The sequence below is a fragment of the Okibacterium sp. HSC-33S16 genome, assembly GCF_024171565.1.
Classification (GTDB): domain Bacteria; phylum Actinomycetota; class Actinomycetes; order Actinomycetales; family Microbacteriaceae; genus Mycetocola_A.
The window spans coordinates 98,211-114,222 of sequence record NZ_JALJZZ010000003.1 but is presented as its reverse complement, the minus strand read 5'-3'; the positions used below and the strand labels follow the sequence as shown (position 1 = coordinate 114,222).

Here is a 16,012-nt window from a genome sequence, read left to right as displayed (position 1 = left end):
CGATGGCCTCGGCGTGGCACGGATTCGCTGCTCAACGGCAGAGTTTTCGGGAGCCTCAATCGCGAGCACCCGGAGGGATGGAAGGTTAGACGGCGCGCTTCTTGAGCTTGCGACGTTCACGCTCAGACAGGCCGCCCCAGATGCCGAACCGCTCATCATTCTCGAGCGCATACTCGAGGCACTGGGTGCGGACTTCACAGCTCGTGCAGATGCGCTTGGCATCGCGAGTCGAGCCGCCCTTTTCGGGGAAGAATGCTTCCGGATCGGTTTGAGCACAGAGCGAGTCGGACTGCCACGCAAGCGGGTTGTCGTCTTCGACCGGCTTGCGAACACCAGGAACTCCGAGTTGTACCGGATCAACGAACCAGTCCTCGGGAACACCAGAGCGATATTCAGGCGCCATATCTCTCTCCCCACTTGTTACCCGTGCGCCACGCGGCGCTACACATAATTACACCTGTGTAATTCGGGTACGTCAAGTCGCAGATAGTAAACCCTCAACCCCCAATGGAGGGTTCACCGAGTGTTTACCGGCGTGTCGCGAGCCGACTCAGGCCTGAGACCGAGCGCTCCACGCGCTCGACACCATCTCGGTGAGAGTGTGGCGCATGGTCCAGTCAAGGTCGCGTGCCGCCAGTTCTCCGGATGCCACGATACGCGCGGGATCGCCCGCACGGCGCGGAGCGACCTCGGGCTCGAACTCGATGCCCGTGACGTCGCGCATGGCGGTCATGATTTCGCCCACCGAAACTCCGTCGCCCGAGCCGAGGTTGTAGACCGGCTCGATCGATTCGCCGGCGTCCAGGCGGCGGGCAGCCGCGACGTGCGACCGGGCCAGGTCGGCGACGTGAATGTAGTCGCGCACGCAGGTGCCGTCCGGTGTTGGGTAATCGTTGCCGTTGATGCGCGGGGTGCGCCCGTCGAGCAGCGCTTCGAAGACGAGGGGGAAGAGGTTGTGCGGGCTCGTGTCGTAGACGTCCGGGTAACCGGATCCGACGACATTGAAGTACCGCAGCGAGGTGTGGGCAAGGTTCTGGGCCACGCCCTGGTCGTGGAGCAGCCACTCACCGATCAGCTTGGACTCACCGTACGGGGACTGCGGGTTCTTGGCGGTTGCCTCGGTGACGAGGTCAGTGTCTGGGGTGCCGTAGACCGCAGCGCTCGAGGAGAAGACGATGCGACCCACCCCGGCTTCTTCCATGGCCCCAAGCAACGACAGCGTGCCGGTGACGTTTTGCGCGTAGGTGTGCAGGGGACGCTGCACTGAGACGCCGGCGTACTTGAACCCGGCAACGTGCACGACACCGGTGATGGAGTGCGTGCGGAGTGTGTCGAGGACAAGCTCGCCGTCGAGGATGCTGCCGCGAACGAAGGGAACACCTTCGGGCACGAACGACTCGTGACCGCTGGAGAGGTCATCAAGGATGACGGCGCCGATCCCCTGCTCCGTGAATGCGCGTACAACGTGCGCTCCGATGTATCCGGCTCCGCCAGTGACCAGCCAGGTCATGTTGCCTCCTTCGTGGGGCGCTTTCGCACCCGCAGAAAGCCTAGGGCACGAGCGAAAGCGGAGCGAGTCGGCGGGACCCGCGGAGCGGGACGGTCACGAGGGTCGAGGCACTCGGCGCTCGGGCATAACTGGGTGGAGCGTCACCCCGACCCGGTACGAACGGCGGAGGCACTCGCTGCGCCGGCAGGAATGGCTGAAACACCATGCTGCTCGGGCACTAACGGCGAGGCGTACGTTGCTCGGGCAGGAACGGCTAAGGCACCACACCGCTCGGGCAGAAACGGCGATAGCCCCCGCTCGCTCGGACGCTAATGGCGGAGGCGCTCGCTTGCTCGGGCACTAGTGGCGGATGCGTTTGCTGCTCGGACACTAAGGGTCGAGCCAGCGGGGCTGCTCGGACATAAAGGGTCGGGCAGCTCACTGCTCCGTCAAATTGGGCGAGACATTTGAGTTTTTTGTAACCCATAGTGACGGAGCGACGACGTGCTCAACCACTAGTGACGGAGCAACGACGTGCTCACCCCATAGCGACGGATCAACCAGTCGAAGGGCCTCGCGCTCGCGTCCGGGCGGCGTGGCGAGTGACGGTCGTGCACTGAGGACTCGGCCGATAGCGGTGACGCCGAGCGAGAGGAACGTCCGTGCCACCCACGACCCGGGCCGCAGATCGGGCGAGCGATCAGACGAGATGTCAGGCGCCGAAGGGGCGCCAAGCGCCTGGTGTCCGTCGTGGCCGCAACGCAAAGAACGCCCGCCCCGCGCACCGGGCCACGCACACCGGGGCGAAAGGGGCCCGGGCCGCGCAGGACCCGGGCCGTACATCAGACACGAAATCAGGCAAGGAAACGGTACTTATCCATGGGTCCCGCTGTGCGGGCCGGAACGCGACGATAGCCGTCACGGCGAAGGGCGATCACGCTGGCGGCCGTCGCAACGAGAACCGCGGCCAGGATCAGAATAAGGAAAACCAACATGGCAGTAAATCTAGGTCTTGGTGATTCCTGCCACTAGTGGCAGACTTGCCATCATTCGATACTTTTCTGCCAGACCGGAGCATCCGCCATGTTAAGAAAAATCGCCCTCGTCGCCCTGCCCGACATGGCGCCCTTTGAGTTCGGCGTGATTTGTGAGGTCTTCGGGATCGACCGCAGTGACACCGGCGGTCCCGAATTCGACTTCCATGTCGTCACAGCCGACCCGGGACCGGTGCGCACCAAGCTGGGCTTCGATATCGTGGTGCGCGAGGACCTCTCGAGTGCGGCCGACGCCGACCTCATCGCGATCCCCGCGTACTCGGTGACCGGAGGCAACCCTGACCCCCGGATCCTGCAACTGCTCCGCGACGCGGTCGACCGAGGAGCCTGGGTGCTCTCGGTGTGCAGCGGAGCGTTCGCGCTGGCCGAAGCCGGCATCCTCGACGGTCGGCGCAGCACCACACACTGGATGTACACCGACCAGTTGGCGCGCGAGTACCCGCTCACCGACGTGGACCCTGACGTGCTGTTCGTCGAGGACCGCGGCGTCATCACCGGAGCGGGCACGGCCGCCGGCATCGACGCTTGCCTGCACCTCGTGCGAAAGGAACTCGGCGCCGCGGCCGCGAACGTCATCGCTCGCCGGATGGTGGTTCCGCCCCAGCGCGACGGTGGACAGGCCCAGTTCATCCAGGCGCCGGTGCCCGAACGGCAGAGTGACTCGTTCGCGGCCGTCACCGACTGGATGCTCGAAAACCTGGCCGACGACCTCACGGTCGACGTTCTCGCCGCGAAGGCACTGATGTCCGAGCGCACCTTCGCCCGTCGGTTCCGGGCCGAACTCGGGGCGACGCCGGCCGCGTGGCTCAACCGGCAGCGGCTGATTCGCGCCCAGCACCTGCTCGAGCGCACGGACTACGGCCTCGAGCAGATCGCCGCCGAGAGCGGGTTCGGCTCATCCGCCGTCATGCGACACCACTTTCTCAAGGTCCTGCACACGACGCCATACTCCTACCGCCGCACCTTCAGCTGTGCCGACGGCGACGCCGAAATGGTCGGCTAGCTAGAGCCGCGTCGTGGCGAGGAACAGCTCGCCAGCGCCCGACACCGTGAGCGGCCCCTCATCCGGCGTGACATAAACGACATCGCCGCGGGTGAGGACACGGCGAGCGGATGTTCCGGCGAGCGTCACCTCCCCCTCCGTGATGATCGCTATGGCGGGGCCCGGCAGCCCGAGGCGTGATGACTCACCACCCAGCCCGGTCACGTGCACCAGTTCAAAATCGGGAATGTCCGGTGCGAACCGCGCCGCCCCGGCCCCGGCGGGCTCGGGCTCGAGGTAGGGAATGGGCAGCGGGTGAAAGTCGAGCACGCTGAGCAACTCGGGAACGTCGATGTGTTTCGGCGTGAGTCCGCCCCGCAACACGTTGTCGCTGGCAGCCATAAGTTCAACGCCGAACCCACGCAGGTAGGCGTGGATATTGCCGGCAGGGAGGTACAACACCCCGCCGCGGCGCAGGGTCACGCTGTTGAGCAGCAGCGACACCACGATGCCCGGGTCTCCCGAGTAGAACTCGGCGAGCCGATTCACTGTAGCCACCGCTGGCGTGATCGGAGCGGATGCCGCTGCCTCCGTCACGGCGGACACCAACGCGGTCACATCGTCGGTGAGCAGGTGCTCGACGAGCGCGCGGAGCGCATCAGCGTCTGGGCCGGTCAACCGCGCGCGGAACTCCCGCAGCTGGTTGGTAGCCGCAGCGTCGAGACCGGGTACGTCGAGCAGCCGGTCGACGTCGTCCGCCGCGTCGGCCACAGTGCGGAACCCGCAGAGCGCATCGAACGTGTCACTCAGTGCGACGATGAGCTCGGGTTTGTGGAACGCGTCCTTGTAGTTCCGGTTCGGTGCGTCGAGCGGGATGCCCGCTGCGTTCTCCCGCTCGAACCCGGCGAGCGCCTGCGCCGGCGACGGGTGCGCCTGCAGCGAGAGCGGTGCGTCGGCAGCGAGCAGCTTGAGCAGGAACGGCAGCCGAGGTTCTCGCAAGCCGGCGGCGGCCGGGTCGGCGTCAATCCAGGCGGCCAGGGTGTCCGCTCCCCCGGTGAGCTCCGGCTCCAGGATGCGGGCGGGCGAGCCCGGGTGCGCACCCAGCCATAGCTCAGCCTCGGGTCCGCCAGACGCCTCGGTGCCGAGCAGTTCGGCAATCGCGGTGCGGGAACCCCAGGCGTAGTCGCGCGGAGTATTGGTCAGAGGAATGAACACAGCGAATCCTTCAGCAGAGAGCACGGCATCGAACGCTCACGCAAGGATCGAACGTTCATCGACACCCTACAAGGGCCGAGGCGGAGCATCCGTTCTGAATTGACCCAAACCATAAGCAATTGCGGGCCGCATCACGCCCTCCGTAGGCTGCGAGGCAGAGCGCGACAGCGCACGGCCGACCACAACGCAACGGAGCATGAATGTCGTTTGAACCCCTCGCCAGCGATTTCTACGGATTCGAGACCCTGCTCACCGAGCAGGAAAAGGACGCCCTCATGCGGGTGCGCGCCTACATGGAAACCTCGGTTCGCCCGGTGATCAATGACTTCTGGGAGCGGGCCGAATTTCCGCACGAGCTGATCGCTTCCTTCCTCGAAACGGATGTCGCCCGCTACGCATTCGACGAAGTGGCGCCATTCGACAACTCCGCGGTGTTCCGCGGACTCGTCGCCATGGAAATGGCGCGCGTCGACGCCTCGATGGCGACGTTCATCGGCGTGCAGGAGGGCCTCGCGATGGGCTCGATCAGCGTCTGCGGGTCACAGGAGCAGCGTGGCGAGTGGCTGCCGAAGATGGCGAGCGGCGAGGTGATCGGCGCGTTCGGACTCACCGAGCCGCTGTCCGGAAGTGACAGCGCCCGCGGGCTTCGCACGACCGCGACCCGTGACGGCGACAGCTGGACGCTCAATGGCGCCAAGCGCTGGATCGGCAACGCGACCTTCAGCGACGTGACCATCATCTGGGCGAAGGACACCGCGGACGGGCAGGTCAAGGGCTTCATCGTCCGCACCGACTCCCCCGGCTACTCGGCCACGAAGATCGAGCGCAAAATTGCGCTGCGGCCCGTGCAGAACGCTGACATCACCCTCGAGAACGTCGTTGTGCCCGAGAGCATGCGGCTCGCGAACGCGAACTCGTTCCGCGACACCGCCAAGGTGCTGCGGTTGACCCGCGCCGCGGTGGCCTGGTCGAGCGTCGGAGTATCGATTGGGGCATACGAGGCGGCCGTGAACTACGCCAAGGAGCGCGAGCAGTTCGGCAAGCCGATTGCCGAGCACCAGCTGATCCAGGACCTGCTGGCCAAGTGCCTCGGCAACATCACCGCCTCGATGGCGATGTGTGTCCGGGTGTCGCAGATGCTCGACGAGGGCACCCAGCGCGATGAGCACTCGGCTCTCGCCAAGGGGTTCTGCACGTCGAAGATGCGCGAGACCGTCGGATGGGCACGCGAGGCGATGGGCGGAAACGGCATCGTCCTCGACTACGAGGCGGCCCGGTTCTTCGCCGACGCCGAGGCGTTGTACTCCTACGAGGGCACGCGTGAGATGAACTCGCTCATCGTCGGTCGGGCGATCACCGGCAAGGCGGCGTTCGTCTAGGCGGGTGGCGCGCGGCGGCGCAAGGATTTCGCGCTCAGGCACGGATCCGGAGGCGGTGAAGCTCCGTGCCTCGGCGCTTTCTCCGTGTGCCAGTGCGCCAGGAGACGTGCCGGGAGACGTGTCGGCAGACGTGCCGGGAGACGTGTGAGCCGGATGAGCGCGAGCCGCGCGGGCTGTGCGCCGCAAAGGAGCTCGGGAGGCTACCCGGCCAACTTCTCAACGATTGAGGTGATGCGGCGCTGCCGCGTGGCATCCGTCTTCGCTGTTTCAATGTTCGTCACGTGCGCCTTCCTGGCGCTCGGTGAGAGCTTGTCGAAGGCGGCGAGCGCCGACGGCTCCGCGGCGAGCGCGGTCGAGAAATCGTCGGGCAGCTCAACGGTGCGCGGTTCGGCGTCGAGGGTCAGCTCGACCTCAATCGCATCGCCGCCAGCGATGCCGGTCGCCGCGCGTTTGTCCGAGCTGAACGGGATGAGGAACTTGCCGCCCATCGGCGCGACGGTGCTGCGGTAGGAGTAGCCGTTGACCACTACGGTGACCGGTGGCCGCTTGCCGGCACCGAGCCCGGTCACGACCTCTTCCGGCACCTCGATCCCGGTGTTATTGCCGCTCTGAAACATCGTCGTCGAGAATTTCATGGCCCGAGTATGACATCGTGCGCCGGTGTTTACCACCGTTCAAGCAGGCCTGTAAAGCCGGGGCGAGGTGGGGCGGGTGGCCGGTACAGTTGCGGTCCGGGCAGCACTCTGCCCGCACGCTGCGACGGGAGGGAGCGCACAATTTCACGCATCCGACTGCGCCAGGGCCGCCACTTCGTGATCACCTGGGGAATCTCCGACACCTTTGGCGGCATGACCGGCGCGTTCCTGCACCGGTCCCGCGCGTTCATTCGGCTCGGGGGCGTCAACGTCGATGTGCTGACGTTCGACGCACGCCCGGACTATCCGGCCGTTGAGCGCCAGCTGCGTGCGGGCGGCAAGCTCATCGATGGCATGCGGCTCGTGAACCTGTGGGACTGGCTGCGGGATCATCCGGCGCCCGAAAAATTTGCGCGCGCCGAGGCATCCGTTTCGCCCAGGCTTCGTGCCGTCTTTGAACCGCTCGAGGTGACCGAAGGGTACTTTGCCGGGCGGCGGGACGGTGTGCGGATGAGCCTCACCCGGTACGCGGATGACGGCGTTACCGAGCTGCAGGTTGACCACTACCGGGCGGATGGCACCCTCGCGGTGAGCGACCGGCGCGACACACGGCAGCGTGGGCAGCGCGGTGGCCGCTCGATTGTGCTCTGCGATCGTGACGGGCAACCCGTGAAGGCGTGGGATGGTGCGTGGGCGCTGTATCGCTGGTGGCTTGACCGGATGCGCGACCAGCAGCCCACGACGATGATCGTCGACAGCAAGACGAGCGCGCGGTTCATGGTCGGCTATCGGCGCAAGAACACGCTGATCCTGCACGTTGTGCACGCGTCGCACCTGCAAGGGTCGAATGGCAGGGTCGTGCGTGGATCCCGAGCGGCGGTTTTCGAGAGCCCGGAGTCGTTCGATTCCCTGGTCTTCCTCACCGAGCGGCAACGAACCGAGGCGCTCGCGTTGCTCGGTGATCGGGCGCAGACCGCCGTGATTCCGAACGGGCGTGTGGTGCCCCGGGCCTCAGCGGCGCCACCCGCTCGCGACGTGCACGCCGGCATCATGCTGTCGGCGCTCGAGAAGCGCAAGCGCGTCGATCACTCGGTGCGTGCCGTTGCGTCGGTTCGCTCCGCGGGAACGCTCGTCACGCTCGACATCTTCGGCGACGGACCGGAACAGTCGCGGGTCGAGGCCGCTGTCGCGAAGGCGAACGGCGGGATCACCCTGCGTGGTTATGATCCGGATGCCAGTTCGCACCTGTCCGAGAGCTCCTTCCTTCTCCTCAGCTCGAGAAGCGAGGGTTTCCCGCTTGTGCTCGTTGAGGCGATGGCTGCGGGCTGCCTGCCGATCTCCTATGACATCGCCTACGGCCCGGCTGACATCATTCAGGACGGCGTGAATGGGTTTCTCGTTCCGCCGGGCGACGTCGCCGCCCTGGCCGCAGCGATCGAACGGCTCGTCGGCCTTCCGGCGGCCCAGGTCGAGGCGATGCGCCGCAACGCCATTCGCACGGCGGCGGCCTACTCCGACGAGGCGATCACGAAGCGATGGGCTCGCGAATTTGATCGTGCCGCGAAGCGACGCGGTTTCCTGCCCGCCGCGCCAGTCGATGCGCTGGCATTTCGACTGCGACGTGGAATAGCCAGGCGATGGCGAAACTGGCGGGGATCGCGATAGCAGCGACGAGCGGCCACTGCTCGTCACCGAGCAGGAACGCCACGCTTGCCAGCACGGGCACGTGCACGAGATACAGGCTGAACGAGATCCGGCCGAGCCAGAGCGGCAGCCGCGCTGACAGCATCCGTCCGGCCAATGGCGAGCCAATCGCCACAATGATCAGTCCGGTCGCTCCGGCACCGGCGAGGCCCCAGAGCGCCGCACTGAGTGTTGACCCGGCTGGAGCGAACGGGCGGGCCAGCCAACTGGCCACCAGAAGAACAGCGGATGCTACGGCGAGAGCCGCCCAGATCAGCCCGCTTCCGCGGGCGGTGCGGCGGGCAGCCCACGAGCGCAGTGCGGGCAGGTTGACCGCGAGCATCGTTCCGAGGAAGAAGGTCGGCAGGTAGACGAGCGCGTCGACGTCGAGCACTCGCCCGGCCACCATGAGCGCGATCGAGACCACCGCGGCGAGTGCCCGGTGCCGCCGGACGGCGAGCCCGACAACGATGAACACGGGAAGCAGCACGGAGAACATCACTTCCCAGCGCAGCGACCAGAGCACGTTCACGATTGTGTAGGTCTCGGGCAGCAGCGACGACTCCTCGATCACCTGGCTGACCGTGACGCTCGAGGCCACGCGGTCGGCCAGCCAGCTGTCTGGGGTGATGGCGCCGGGCAGCCGGGGAACCAGGGTGATGAGCGCCACCGCGAAGAGCACTGCCGCGATCACGGGCAAGTAGAGACGCAGCAGTCGGCTCGGGTAGTAGCGGAGCCAGTCGAAGGAGGAGGAAAGCGCCGGAAGCGAGACCACGAGCCCGCTGAGGACGAAGAAGACGAGCACAGCTTCGCTTCCCGCGGTGAGCGGGCGGAGCGGCGACTGGGTGATCCACTCCCACAGGCCCTCTGTCTCTTCGAGCCGCGGCCGGGCCATCAGGGTCAGGTGATAGAGCAGTACGACGACAGCGGCGACCCCGCGCACCCCGTCGAGGGCGTGCATGCGTTCGGCTTCCCCAGTTCCGTGACCCATCCCTCCACGGTATGTCGAGGTAGCTGGGAGTTCGCGGGGTTGCGTTTCCCGTGCCCCGGTGGCAGGCCCGCTTATGGCCTCCGTCGGCGGACCACGAGAAGCACAACACCGAGAATCACGAGCACAGCGGCGACCCCGACGAGAGTGAGAATCGCCGCGTTGTTGGCGCCGCTCTCGGACAGCGAGCTTCGGGTTCGATGCTGGGCGCCGGGGTCGGCGGTTGCGTCGCCCGGGGCTGCGGTCGTCGGCGTCGGGTTCGTCACCGGCGGCGTGGCCGGGCTGGTGGGCGGCGACGTTGCTGGCGGTGTGGTCGGGATCGTCGGTTCGACCGCGAGGCTCGATACCCGCACGTAGTCGAACGTCGAGGTGAACCCGGCTCCGGCCATCGACACCAGCCCGATGCGGGGTGTGACACCGAGCGGGGTGGTCCAGGTGCCCGACTCGTCCCAGGTTTCGCCGTCGAGGCTCGAGTACCCGGTGTAGAGGTTCTCGGTGTCAGTGTGGGTGCGGACAATGCGGAGGATGGTCGCCTCCCCCACCGGTCCGCCGACGCTGTTGCCGTAGACCGGGTAGCCAGCCGGCACCGGGCTCTCACGTTTCGCGAATTCGGTTTGACGGGTTTCCCAGATCGACGACACCGCGTGCTTAATGAAGTTGCCGTCGTCGCTGTAGAGCACGATTCCGCCCTGCACGTAGTTCTGGCAGCAGCCCTCGGCGGGGACCGAGACCGAGAGCCGGGTCTCGACGACATAGTCGCCCACGGGCGCCGGTTCGGTAAGAAGGCCAGCCGCACCCGGGTCAGGACTGAGATCAGCGGCCTGGGTATCGAAGCGGAAAGTGCCGTCCGCGACCCCGTAGGTGGCGGCATCCGGTTCGCGAATCCACGACCATTGTGACGACAGCGACGCCCCATCGAACTCGTCGGAGAGAGCGGCAATTGGGTCGCCCGGCTGCGGCATTTCGACGGGAAGCAACGCTGGCGCTGGGGTGTGATCGGGCTGGGTGGCGGGAGCCGGTTGCGGAGTGTCGGACGGACCGCGACCACCGTTGACCGTCGGCCAACCACTGGCCCAGTCGATGCGGTCCATCAGCGCGGGCCGCTTCGTGTAGGTGCCACCCTCGACGAGGTACGGGTCGGTGCGGTCGACCGCGTGGTAGACGATCCAATCGGTTCCGGCCAGGTCGGTCACGATGGTGTTGTGCCCGGTGCCGATCCAGCGGTTGCCGTTCTGGTGCAGCACCGGGGTACCGCCAACGCGGCCGGCGAGAAGTGACGTGCCGGTGCGGTCCAGGAACGGCCCGGTCGGACTGGTGGACCGGCCCGCGAAGACGCCGTAGCCGGTGAGTGGCCCCGCGCAGCAGTTGGTGGCCGAGGCCAGCAGGTAGAAGTAGCCGGCGCGCTCGACGACATTGGTGCCTTCGTAACGGTTGGAGATGGCCACTTCGACCTGGCTGGCCGGGTCGGTGGTGAGCCCGTCTACACTCAATTCCCGCACCGACAGTCCTCCGAAGTAGCTTCCGAAGTAGAGGTAATTCTGGCCGTTGGCCGTGATCACCTCAGGGTCGTAGACCCAGCGTCGATCATTCGGGCTTCCTGCAGGAATTATTGGTTCAACGACCGGTGCCCCCGCATCCGTCCACGGCCCGGCTGGACTGGGCGCGGTGGCGACGCCAATGGCAGAGCCACCGTTCTCACCGTCGGCATCGACGGTTTCAGTGGCTGTGTAATAGAGGTGGTACTGGCCGTTGAGATAGACGACGTCGGGCGCCCACATGTCTCCGTTACCGATCCAGGCCGGCTTCTGCGGCAGCGCCTCGGCCACGAATGTCCAGTTCACGAGGTCGGTTGAACGGAAGGTCGGGATGCTGTAGAACCGCAGGGACCCATCGGGATTGGTCTCGGTGGAGTCGAGCGCGTCTCGCGTGCAGAAGAGATACCAGGCCGGGTCGGCGGGGTCAGCGGCACGAATGATGTCGGGGTCGGCGCACTGCTCGGATGGGTCACCGCTCGGCAGGGTGAGGGTGAGTGGATTCGAGTACGTTCCGGTGTCGGCAGCTCCGGCAGCGCCCGCTGGGACGAGGCCGATCAGGAGCACGGCTGCAGCAACGCCGGCGGCCAGGGTCGTTCTTCTCATTCTTCCTCCACGGTGAGGTGTGAATCGCGAGTGGCATTCATGATGCCCGAGGGTGGTGCGTTTAGGGAAGGCCGACGACGGGAGTGCTGCCGTTCCAGCTGAGCGGAAGAACGTTCATACCGCGGTAGACGATGGCCGGATCCCACGAGTGGAACACGATATGGTCGGTGCCGTTCGGGCCGGACACAATGTCTTGACCACCCGGCCCGATGTAGCTTTCGTTGGTGAGCGGGCTTGAGAGAAGTGGTCCGTCGGCTTTGGTGTACGGACCCGTCAGCGCCGGTGCGCTTGCGTAGCCGGTGGCGTAGGAGTATCCGCCGTAGTCGTTGGCCGAATAAAAGAGGACGTAGGCGTCGTCGTGCTGAACCAGGACAGGCGCCTCGATCAGCGCGCCCTCCCAGTCCTCGGTCTGCGACAGCAACCGCACCGGCTCCCCCGTCACGGATAACCCATCGGGACTCAAGGTTGAGAGCTGCAACCAGGTGTCGAGACCACAGCAGTTGCCGTCGTTCTTCCAAACCAGGTAACGGGTGCCGTCGGTGTCGGTGAAGCTCGACGCATCGATCGCACCGCCTTCGGCGAGCGGACAGATGAGCGGCGTCTCACTGGCCGAGACGAAGGGACCGGTCGGAGCATCGGCGGCCGCCACACCGATGCATTGCTGACCCGATTGGGCTTCCTGTGCGGTGAAGTACAACGCGAACCGGCCATCGGCCAGTCGAGTGACATCCGGCGCCCAGGTGCGGCCTTCCTCGGCCCAGGCGGGAAGCTCGGGAAAGGCGTCTTCGTCGGCGAGCTCCCACGACTCAAGGTCGTCGGAGGTCGCGAACTGCACATTGGCGATTCGACTGTTGGTCGCGTACGCGTAGTAGGTATCGCCCACGGCGAGCACATCGGGATCCGGGAAGTCCTGGTCGATCGCGAAGGCCGCCTGCGTGACGCCAGCGTCGGTCGCGTCGTCGTTTCCGGGTCCACCCGAGCAGCCCGTGAAGATCAGCGCCCCAGCTGCGGCGAGCGCCACGACACCAGCCCTTCGGCGCGGGAGCGACTCCGCGAGGCGAGACACACTCGCGCCACGGAGCCGCTCGAGGCGGACCATTAGCCCTTCACGCCTGACGAAGCGACGCTCTCGACGATCTGTCGCTGGGCGATGGCGAACAGGATGAGCACCGGCACCGAGGCGATGACCGCGCCGGCCATCACGATCGAGAAGTGCGTGGAGTACGCGCCCTGCAACTGGGACAGTCCCGGCTGCAGCGTGAGGTTTTCCGGGCTCAGTAGGACGTAGATCGGCCAGAGGAAGTCGTTCCAGTTGGCCAAGAAGCTCAGCACCGCGAGGGTGGAGAGCGCCGGCTTCGACAGCGGAATGATGATCTGCATGAAGATGCGGAAGTCACCGGCACCGTCGATGCGAGCGGCTTCCTCAATCTCCATGGGCAGCCCCACAAAGAACTGCCGGAGGAAGAACACACCAAAGGCACTTGCCGCTCCCGGGATCGAGATGGCCCAGATGGTGTCGAGCCAGCCGAGGTTCTGCACGATGAGGTAGTTCGGGATGAGGAAGATCACCGGCGGCACGAGAAGTGTCGCGATGATCAGTCCGAAGACCAACTTCTTGCCGCGGAACTCGAGTCGAGCCAGCGCGTATGCCGCCGCCGAAGCGGTCACCAGGATGATGATCGTCTGCAGAGACGCCGCCAGGAAGCTGTTGAGGAGCCAGCGGAAAATCGGCTGCTGCCCGGACGACAGGGTGGCGTACGCCTCGGTCGAGAACGGGTTCGGGAAGATGCTGTACGGGTTCGTGATGACGTCACCGTCGGTCTTGAACGAGGTGATGAGCACCCAGACCAACGGAAGGACAATGATGAGGGACACCACGACGAGCACGGCGTAGAGCACCATGCCGCGAACCGTGCGCGGCCGAAAGCGACGTTTGCCTGAATCGTGACGAATGGCATCCGTTCGATCATTATTCGGACCGGCGGAATCGCCGTCGCGGGGACGAGTGGGAGTTGAAGTAGTCATCGTCGTCCTTACTCCGCGCGCTCGCGCTGTAGACGGAAGTTGATCACGCTAATGACCGCCAGGAAGAGGAACAGGATGTAGCTCATCGCCGATGCGGCGCCCATGTTGCTCTGGCCGAGGCCCTGGTCGGAGATGTACATGATGGCCGTGCGGGTTGCGTTGCCCGGACCGCCCTTGGTGAGCAGGTAGGACTGGCCGAACATGTTCGCCGACGCGAGGATTGTCGTGGTCGTGACGAAGAGCATCACGGGGCGGAGCCCGGGCAGCGTCACGCTGAAGAACTTGCGGATGGTGCCGGCACCGTCGAGAGACGCGGCCTCATAGAGGTCAGCGCTGATGCCTTTGAGCCCGGCCAGGAGGATGACGGCGTTGAAGCCGAGGGTCCACCAGACGGTGACACCGACGAGCGATACCCAGGCCCAGGGGACGTCAACCGTCCATGGGATGTCGGTCGGCAGGCCGATGAAGCCGAGCAGGTTGTTGAGCATTCCTGACTGGGTGTCGAGGATGTACCGCCAGATCACGCCGATGACTGCGACACCGAGAACGTATGGTGCGAAGAAGATCGCGCGGAAGACGGTGCCGCCCTTGATCTTGTTGTTGAGAAGGACCGCCAGGAGCAGCGGGACCACGAGCATGACCGGCACGCTCAGCAGCGTGAAGATGCCGGTGGCGCCCATGCTCTGCCAGAAGTCACCGAAGGTGATCGAGCCCGGGGTGAAGAGGTCGATGTAGTTCTGGAAGCCGATGAAGGACTGTTCGGCCTTGAATGGGCTCCAGTCGGTGACGCTGATGACCAGTCCGAAGACACCAGGAACGATGACGAACACCGTGAACAGGACGAGGAACGGCGCAAGGAACAGGTACGCCGTGCCGGTGCGGCGGGGTACCCCCGTCGCCCCGACGCGTGAGCGCCGAGACGACGGGGGTACCGCTACACCGGGTGCGGCCGGATTGGGACCGGCAACAGCGCTGACGGAATTAGTCACCGTACTTGGACTTGTTCTGCTTGAGGACTTCGTCGGCCTTCTTGGCCGCGTCGTCCAGTGCCTGCTTCGGGTCCTTCTTACCGGTGACCGCCTCGTTGAGCGCGGTCGTGATGAACGCGTTCGCTGCGGTGATACCGGGGGCGCTGGTCTCGAAGTGCGCGTATTCCAGTGAGTCGAGGAACGGCTGCATGTTCGGGTACTTCTCGACCAGGGCCGGGTCATTGCGGACCTCGTTCGCTGCGGGAAGCTCACCGGTCTCGGCCCACCCGGCCGAGTTGGCGTTCATCCACTTGACGAACGTGGCGGCCGCGGCCGTCTTGTTCTTGTCCTGACCCTTGTTGTTCAGGAACATCCAGTGAGTCGAGCTCGACCAGACAGCTTTCTCGGTGCCGATCTGCGGAACCGGAGCGGCGGTCCAGTCGATGGAGTTGAATCCTTCGTTGGTGGTCTGCCAGATGCCGTTCCAGTTGAACGCGGTCTTGCCGGCAAGCAAGCCCTTGATGTTGCCGTCCTGCGCAACGTTCGCGGGGCTGTAGCCGTTCTTGATCAGGTCGGTCATGTGAGTGAGCGCCTGAACTCCAGCGTCGGAGTTGAAGGTCGCCTTCGACACGTCCTTGTTGTACAGGTCGCCACCGAACTGCCAGAGCAGCGACTCGAACTCGAAGGTGCCCGTGAAGACGTAGCCGTCGACCCATTCACCCTGGATCCCCGCTGTCTTGAGCGCGTCGAGCGCCTTCATGTAGCTGTCACGGTCGGTCGGGACGGTTGCCGGGTCGATGCCGGCCGACTTCAACACGTCGTTGTTGATGTACAGGCCGAGGGGCGTGACGCTCCACGGGATTCCATACTGGGTGCCGGCGTAGTTTCCGGCCTCCATGAGTCCCTCGGGGAAGTCCTCAGCGCTGTAACCGAGTGCCTTCACGATGTCGTCGCCTTTGAGGAGTAGGCCCTGGGCTGCGTAGGTTGCCACGTCGTCACCGTGCGCGACGGCGACGTCCGGCCCCTTGCCTGCCTTCACGGCAAGCGGCAGCTTCTTGGAGATGTCGCCCCATTCCTGAGGGACGTTCTTGACCACGATGTTGTCGTGCTCGCTGTTGAATTTCTCGATGAGCTTCGGCACGAGCACGGGGGCTGCGCCACCGGTCCACCCGTTCCAGAAGCTGATCGAAACCTTCGGGCCGTCGTAATCTTCACCGGAAACGGATGCGCCTCCGCCGGTGCTGCCTGACGACCCGCAGGCGGTGAGGGCCAAGCCGACGCCAAGCGCCAGTGTCGCCGCAAGTGTCTTGCGGGCGATTCCCTTTCTCATGAGTACTCTCCTTTGAGTTTTACGCCCAAGGGGCGGTGCACAGGGTTTACGCCGTCGAGATGACAGGCGCGTTCTGAGAATTTACAGCGCTAGAAGTCTGTCGTCAAGGGCTCCACTTTTTGCCC

Annotated in this window: 13 protein-coding genes and 1 pseudogene; 3 read left to right on the top strand and 11 right to left on the bottom strand. The window is 65.5% G+C overall.

What is annotated here, in order from left to right; all coding sequences use genetic code 11:
• Nucleotides 1-85: 85 nt before the first annotated feature.
• From L1277_RS08900 to L1277_RS08890, 3 genes are all read right to left on the bottom strand, one after another.
• A complete protein-coding gene (locus tag L1277_RS08900) occupies nt 86-403 on the bottom strand; it encodes a WhiB family transcriptional regulator (protein WP_253376023.1) in 318 nt (105 codons plus the stop codon).
• 147 nt (nt 404-550) lie between these two features.
• Nucleotides 551-1,510: a UDP-glucose 4-epimerase GalE gene (galE, locus tag L1277_RS08895; RefSeq protein WP_253376022.1), complete on the bottom strand. Its 960-nt coding sequence runs from the start codon at nt 1,508-1,510 to the stop codon at nt 551-553.
• Nucleotides 1,511-2,343: 833 nt separating this feature from the next.
• Entirely contained in the window at nt 2,344-2,484 is a 141-nt protein-coding gene (locus L1277_RS08890; protein ID WP_253376021.1) for a hypothetical protein, read from the bottom strand.
• An 88-nt stretch (nt 2,485-2,572) separates the two neighbouring features.
• Between L1277_RS08890 and L1277_RS08885 the strand changes: the two genes are divergently transcribed.
• Nucleotides 2,573-3,547 carry a GlxA family transcriptional regulator gene (locus tag L1277_RS08885; RefSeq protein ID WP_253376020.1) on the top strand — a complete coding sequence of 325 codons (975 nt, stop codon included), beginning with the start codon at nt 2,573-2,575 and terminating at the stop codon, nt 3,545-3,547.
• On the opposite strand, the gene manA is transcribed toward L1277_RS08885, so the two are convergent.
• Nucleotides 3,548-4,741, bottom strand: coding sequence for a mannose-6-phosphate isomerase, class I (gene manA, locus L1277_RS08880; protein WP_253376019.1), 1,194 nt, complete (start codon nt 4,739-4,741; stop codon nt 3,548-3,550).
• 200 nt (nt 4,742-4,941) lie between these two features.
• Here manA and L1277_RS08875 point away from each other — a divergent pair, with 200 nt between their 5' ends.
• A complete protein-coding gene (locus L1277_RS08875; RefSeq protein WP_253376018.1) occupies nt 4,942-6,120 on the top strand; it encodes an acyl-CoA dehydrogenase family protein in 1,179 nt (392 codons plus the stop codon).
• Between the two features lie 200 nt (nt 6,121-6,320).
• On the opposite strand, the gene L1277_RS08870 is transcribed toward L1277_RS08875, so the two are convergent.
• A complete protein-coding gene (locus L1277_RS08870) occupies nt 6,321-6,755 on the bottom strand; it encodes a YdeI/OmpD-associated family protein (protein WP_253376017.1) in 435 nt (144 codons plus the stop codon).
• Between the two features lie 9 nt (nt 6,756-6,764).
• On the opposite strand from L1277_RS08870, the pseudogene L1277_RS15785 reads away from it, so the two are divergent.
• A pseudogene (locus L1277_RS15785) lies at nt 6,765-8,234 on the top strand (glycosyltransferase); the annotation flags it as partial.
• Nucleotides 8,235-8,280: 46 nt separating this feature from the next.
• Here L1277_RS15785 and L1277_RS08860 read toward each other — a convergent pair.
• The 6 genes from L1277_RS08860 to L1277_RS08835 form a co-directional block, all read right to left on the bottom strand.
• Complete coding sequence (locus L1277_RS08860) at nt 8,281-9,429, bottom strand: acyltransferase (RefSeq protein WP_253376016.1); 1,149 nt, start codon at nt 9,427-9,429, stop codon at nt 8,281-8,283.
• Between the two features lie 71 nt (nt 9,430-9,500).
• Entirely contained in the window at nt 9,501-11,564 is a 2,064-nt protein-coding gene (locus tag L1277_RS08855) for a family 43 glycosylhydrolase (RefSeq protein WP_253376015.1), read from the bottom strand.
• A 61-nt stretch (nt 11,565-11,625) separates the two neighbouring features.
• The gene (locus L1277_RS08850) at nt 11,626-12,663 is read right to left on the bottom strand and encodes a glycoside hydrolase family 43 protein (RefSeq protein ID WP_253376014.1); all 1,038 of its coding nucleotides are present in this window, start codon (nt 12,661-12,663) and stop codon (nt 11,626-11,628) included.
• Nucleotides 12,663-13,589, bottom strand: coding sequence for a carbohydrate ABC transporter permease (locus L1277_RS08845; RefSeq protein ID WP_253376013.1), 927 nt, complete (start codon nt 13,587-13,589; stop codon nt 12,663-12,665). The genes L1277_RS08850 and L1277_RS08845 overlap by 1 nt, the downstream gene beginning before the upstream one ends.
• A gap of 8 nt (nt 13,590-13,597) precedes the next feature.
• Nucleotides 13,598-14,578 (bottom strand): carbohydrate ABC transporter permease, encoded by a 981-nt coding sequence (locus L1277_RS08840; RefSeq protein ID WP_253376012.1) that lies wholly within the window; start codon nt 14,576-14,578, stop codon nt 13,598-13,600.
• Nucleotides 14,571-15,887, bottom strand: coding sequence for an ABC transporter substrate-binding protein (locus L1277_RS08835; RefSeq protein WP_253376011.1), 1,317 nt, complete (start codon nt 15,885-15,887; stop codon nt 14,571-14,573). Before L1277_RS08835 ends, L1277_RS08840 begins: the two co-directional genes overlap by 8 nt.
• Nucleotides 15,888-16,012 lie beyond the last annotated feature (125 nt).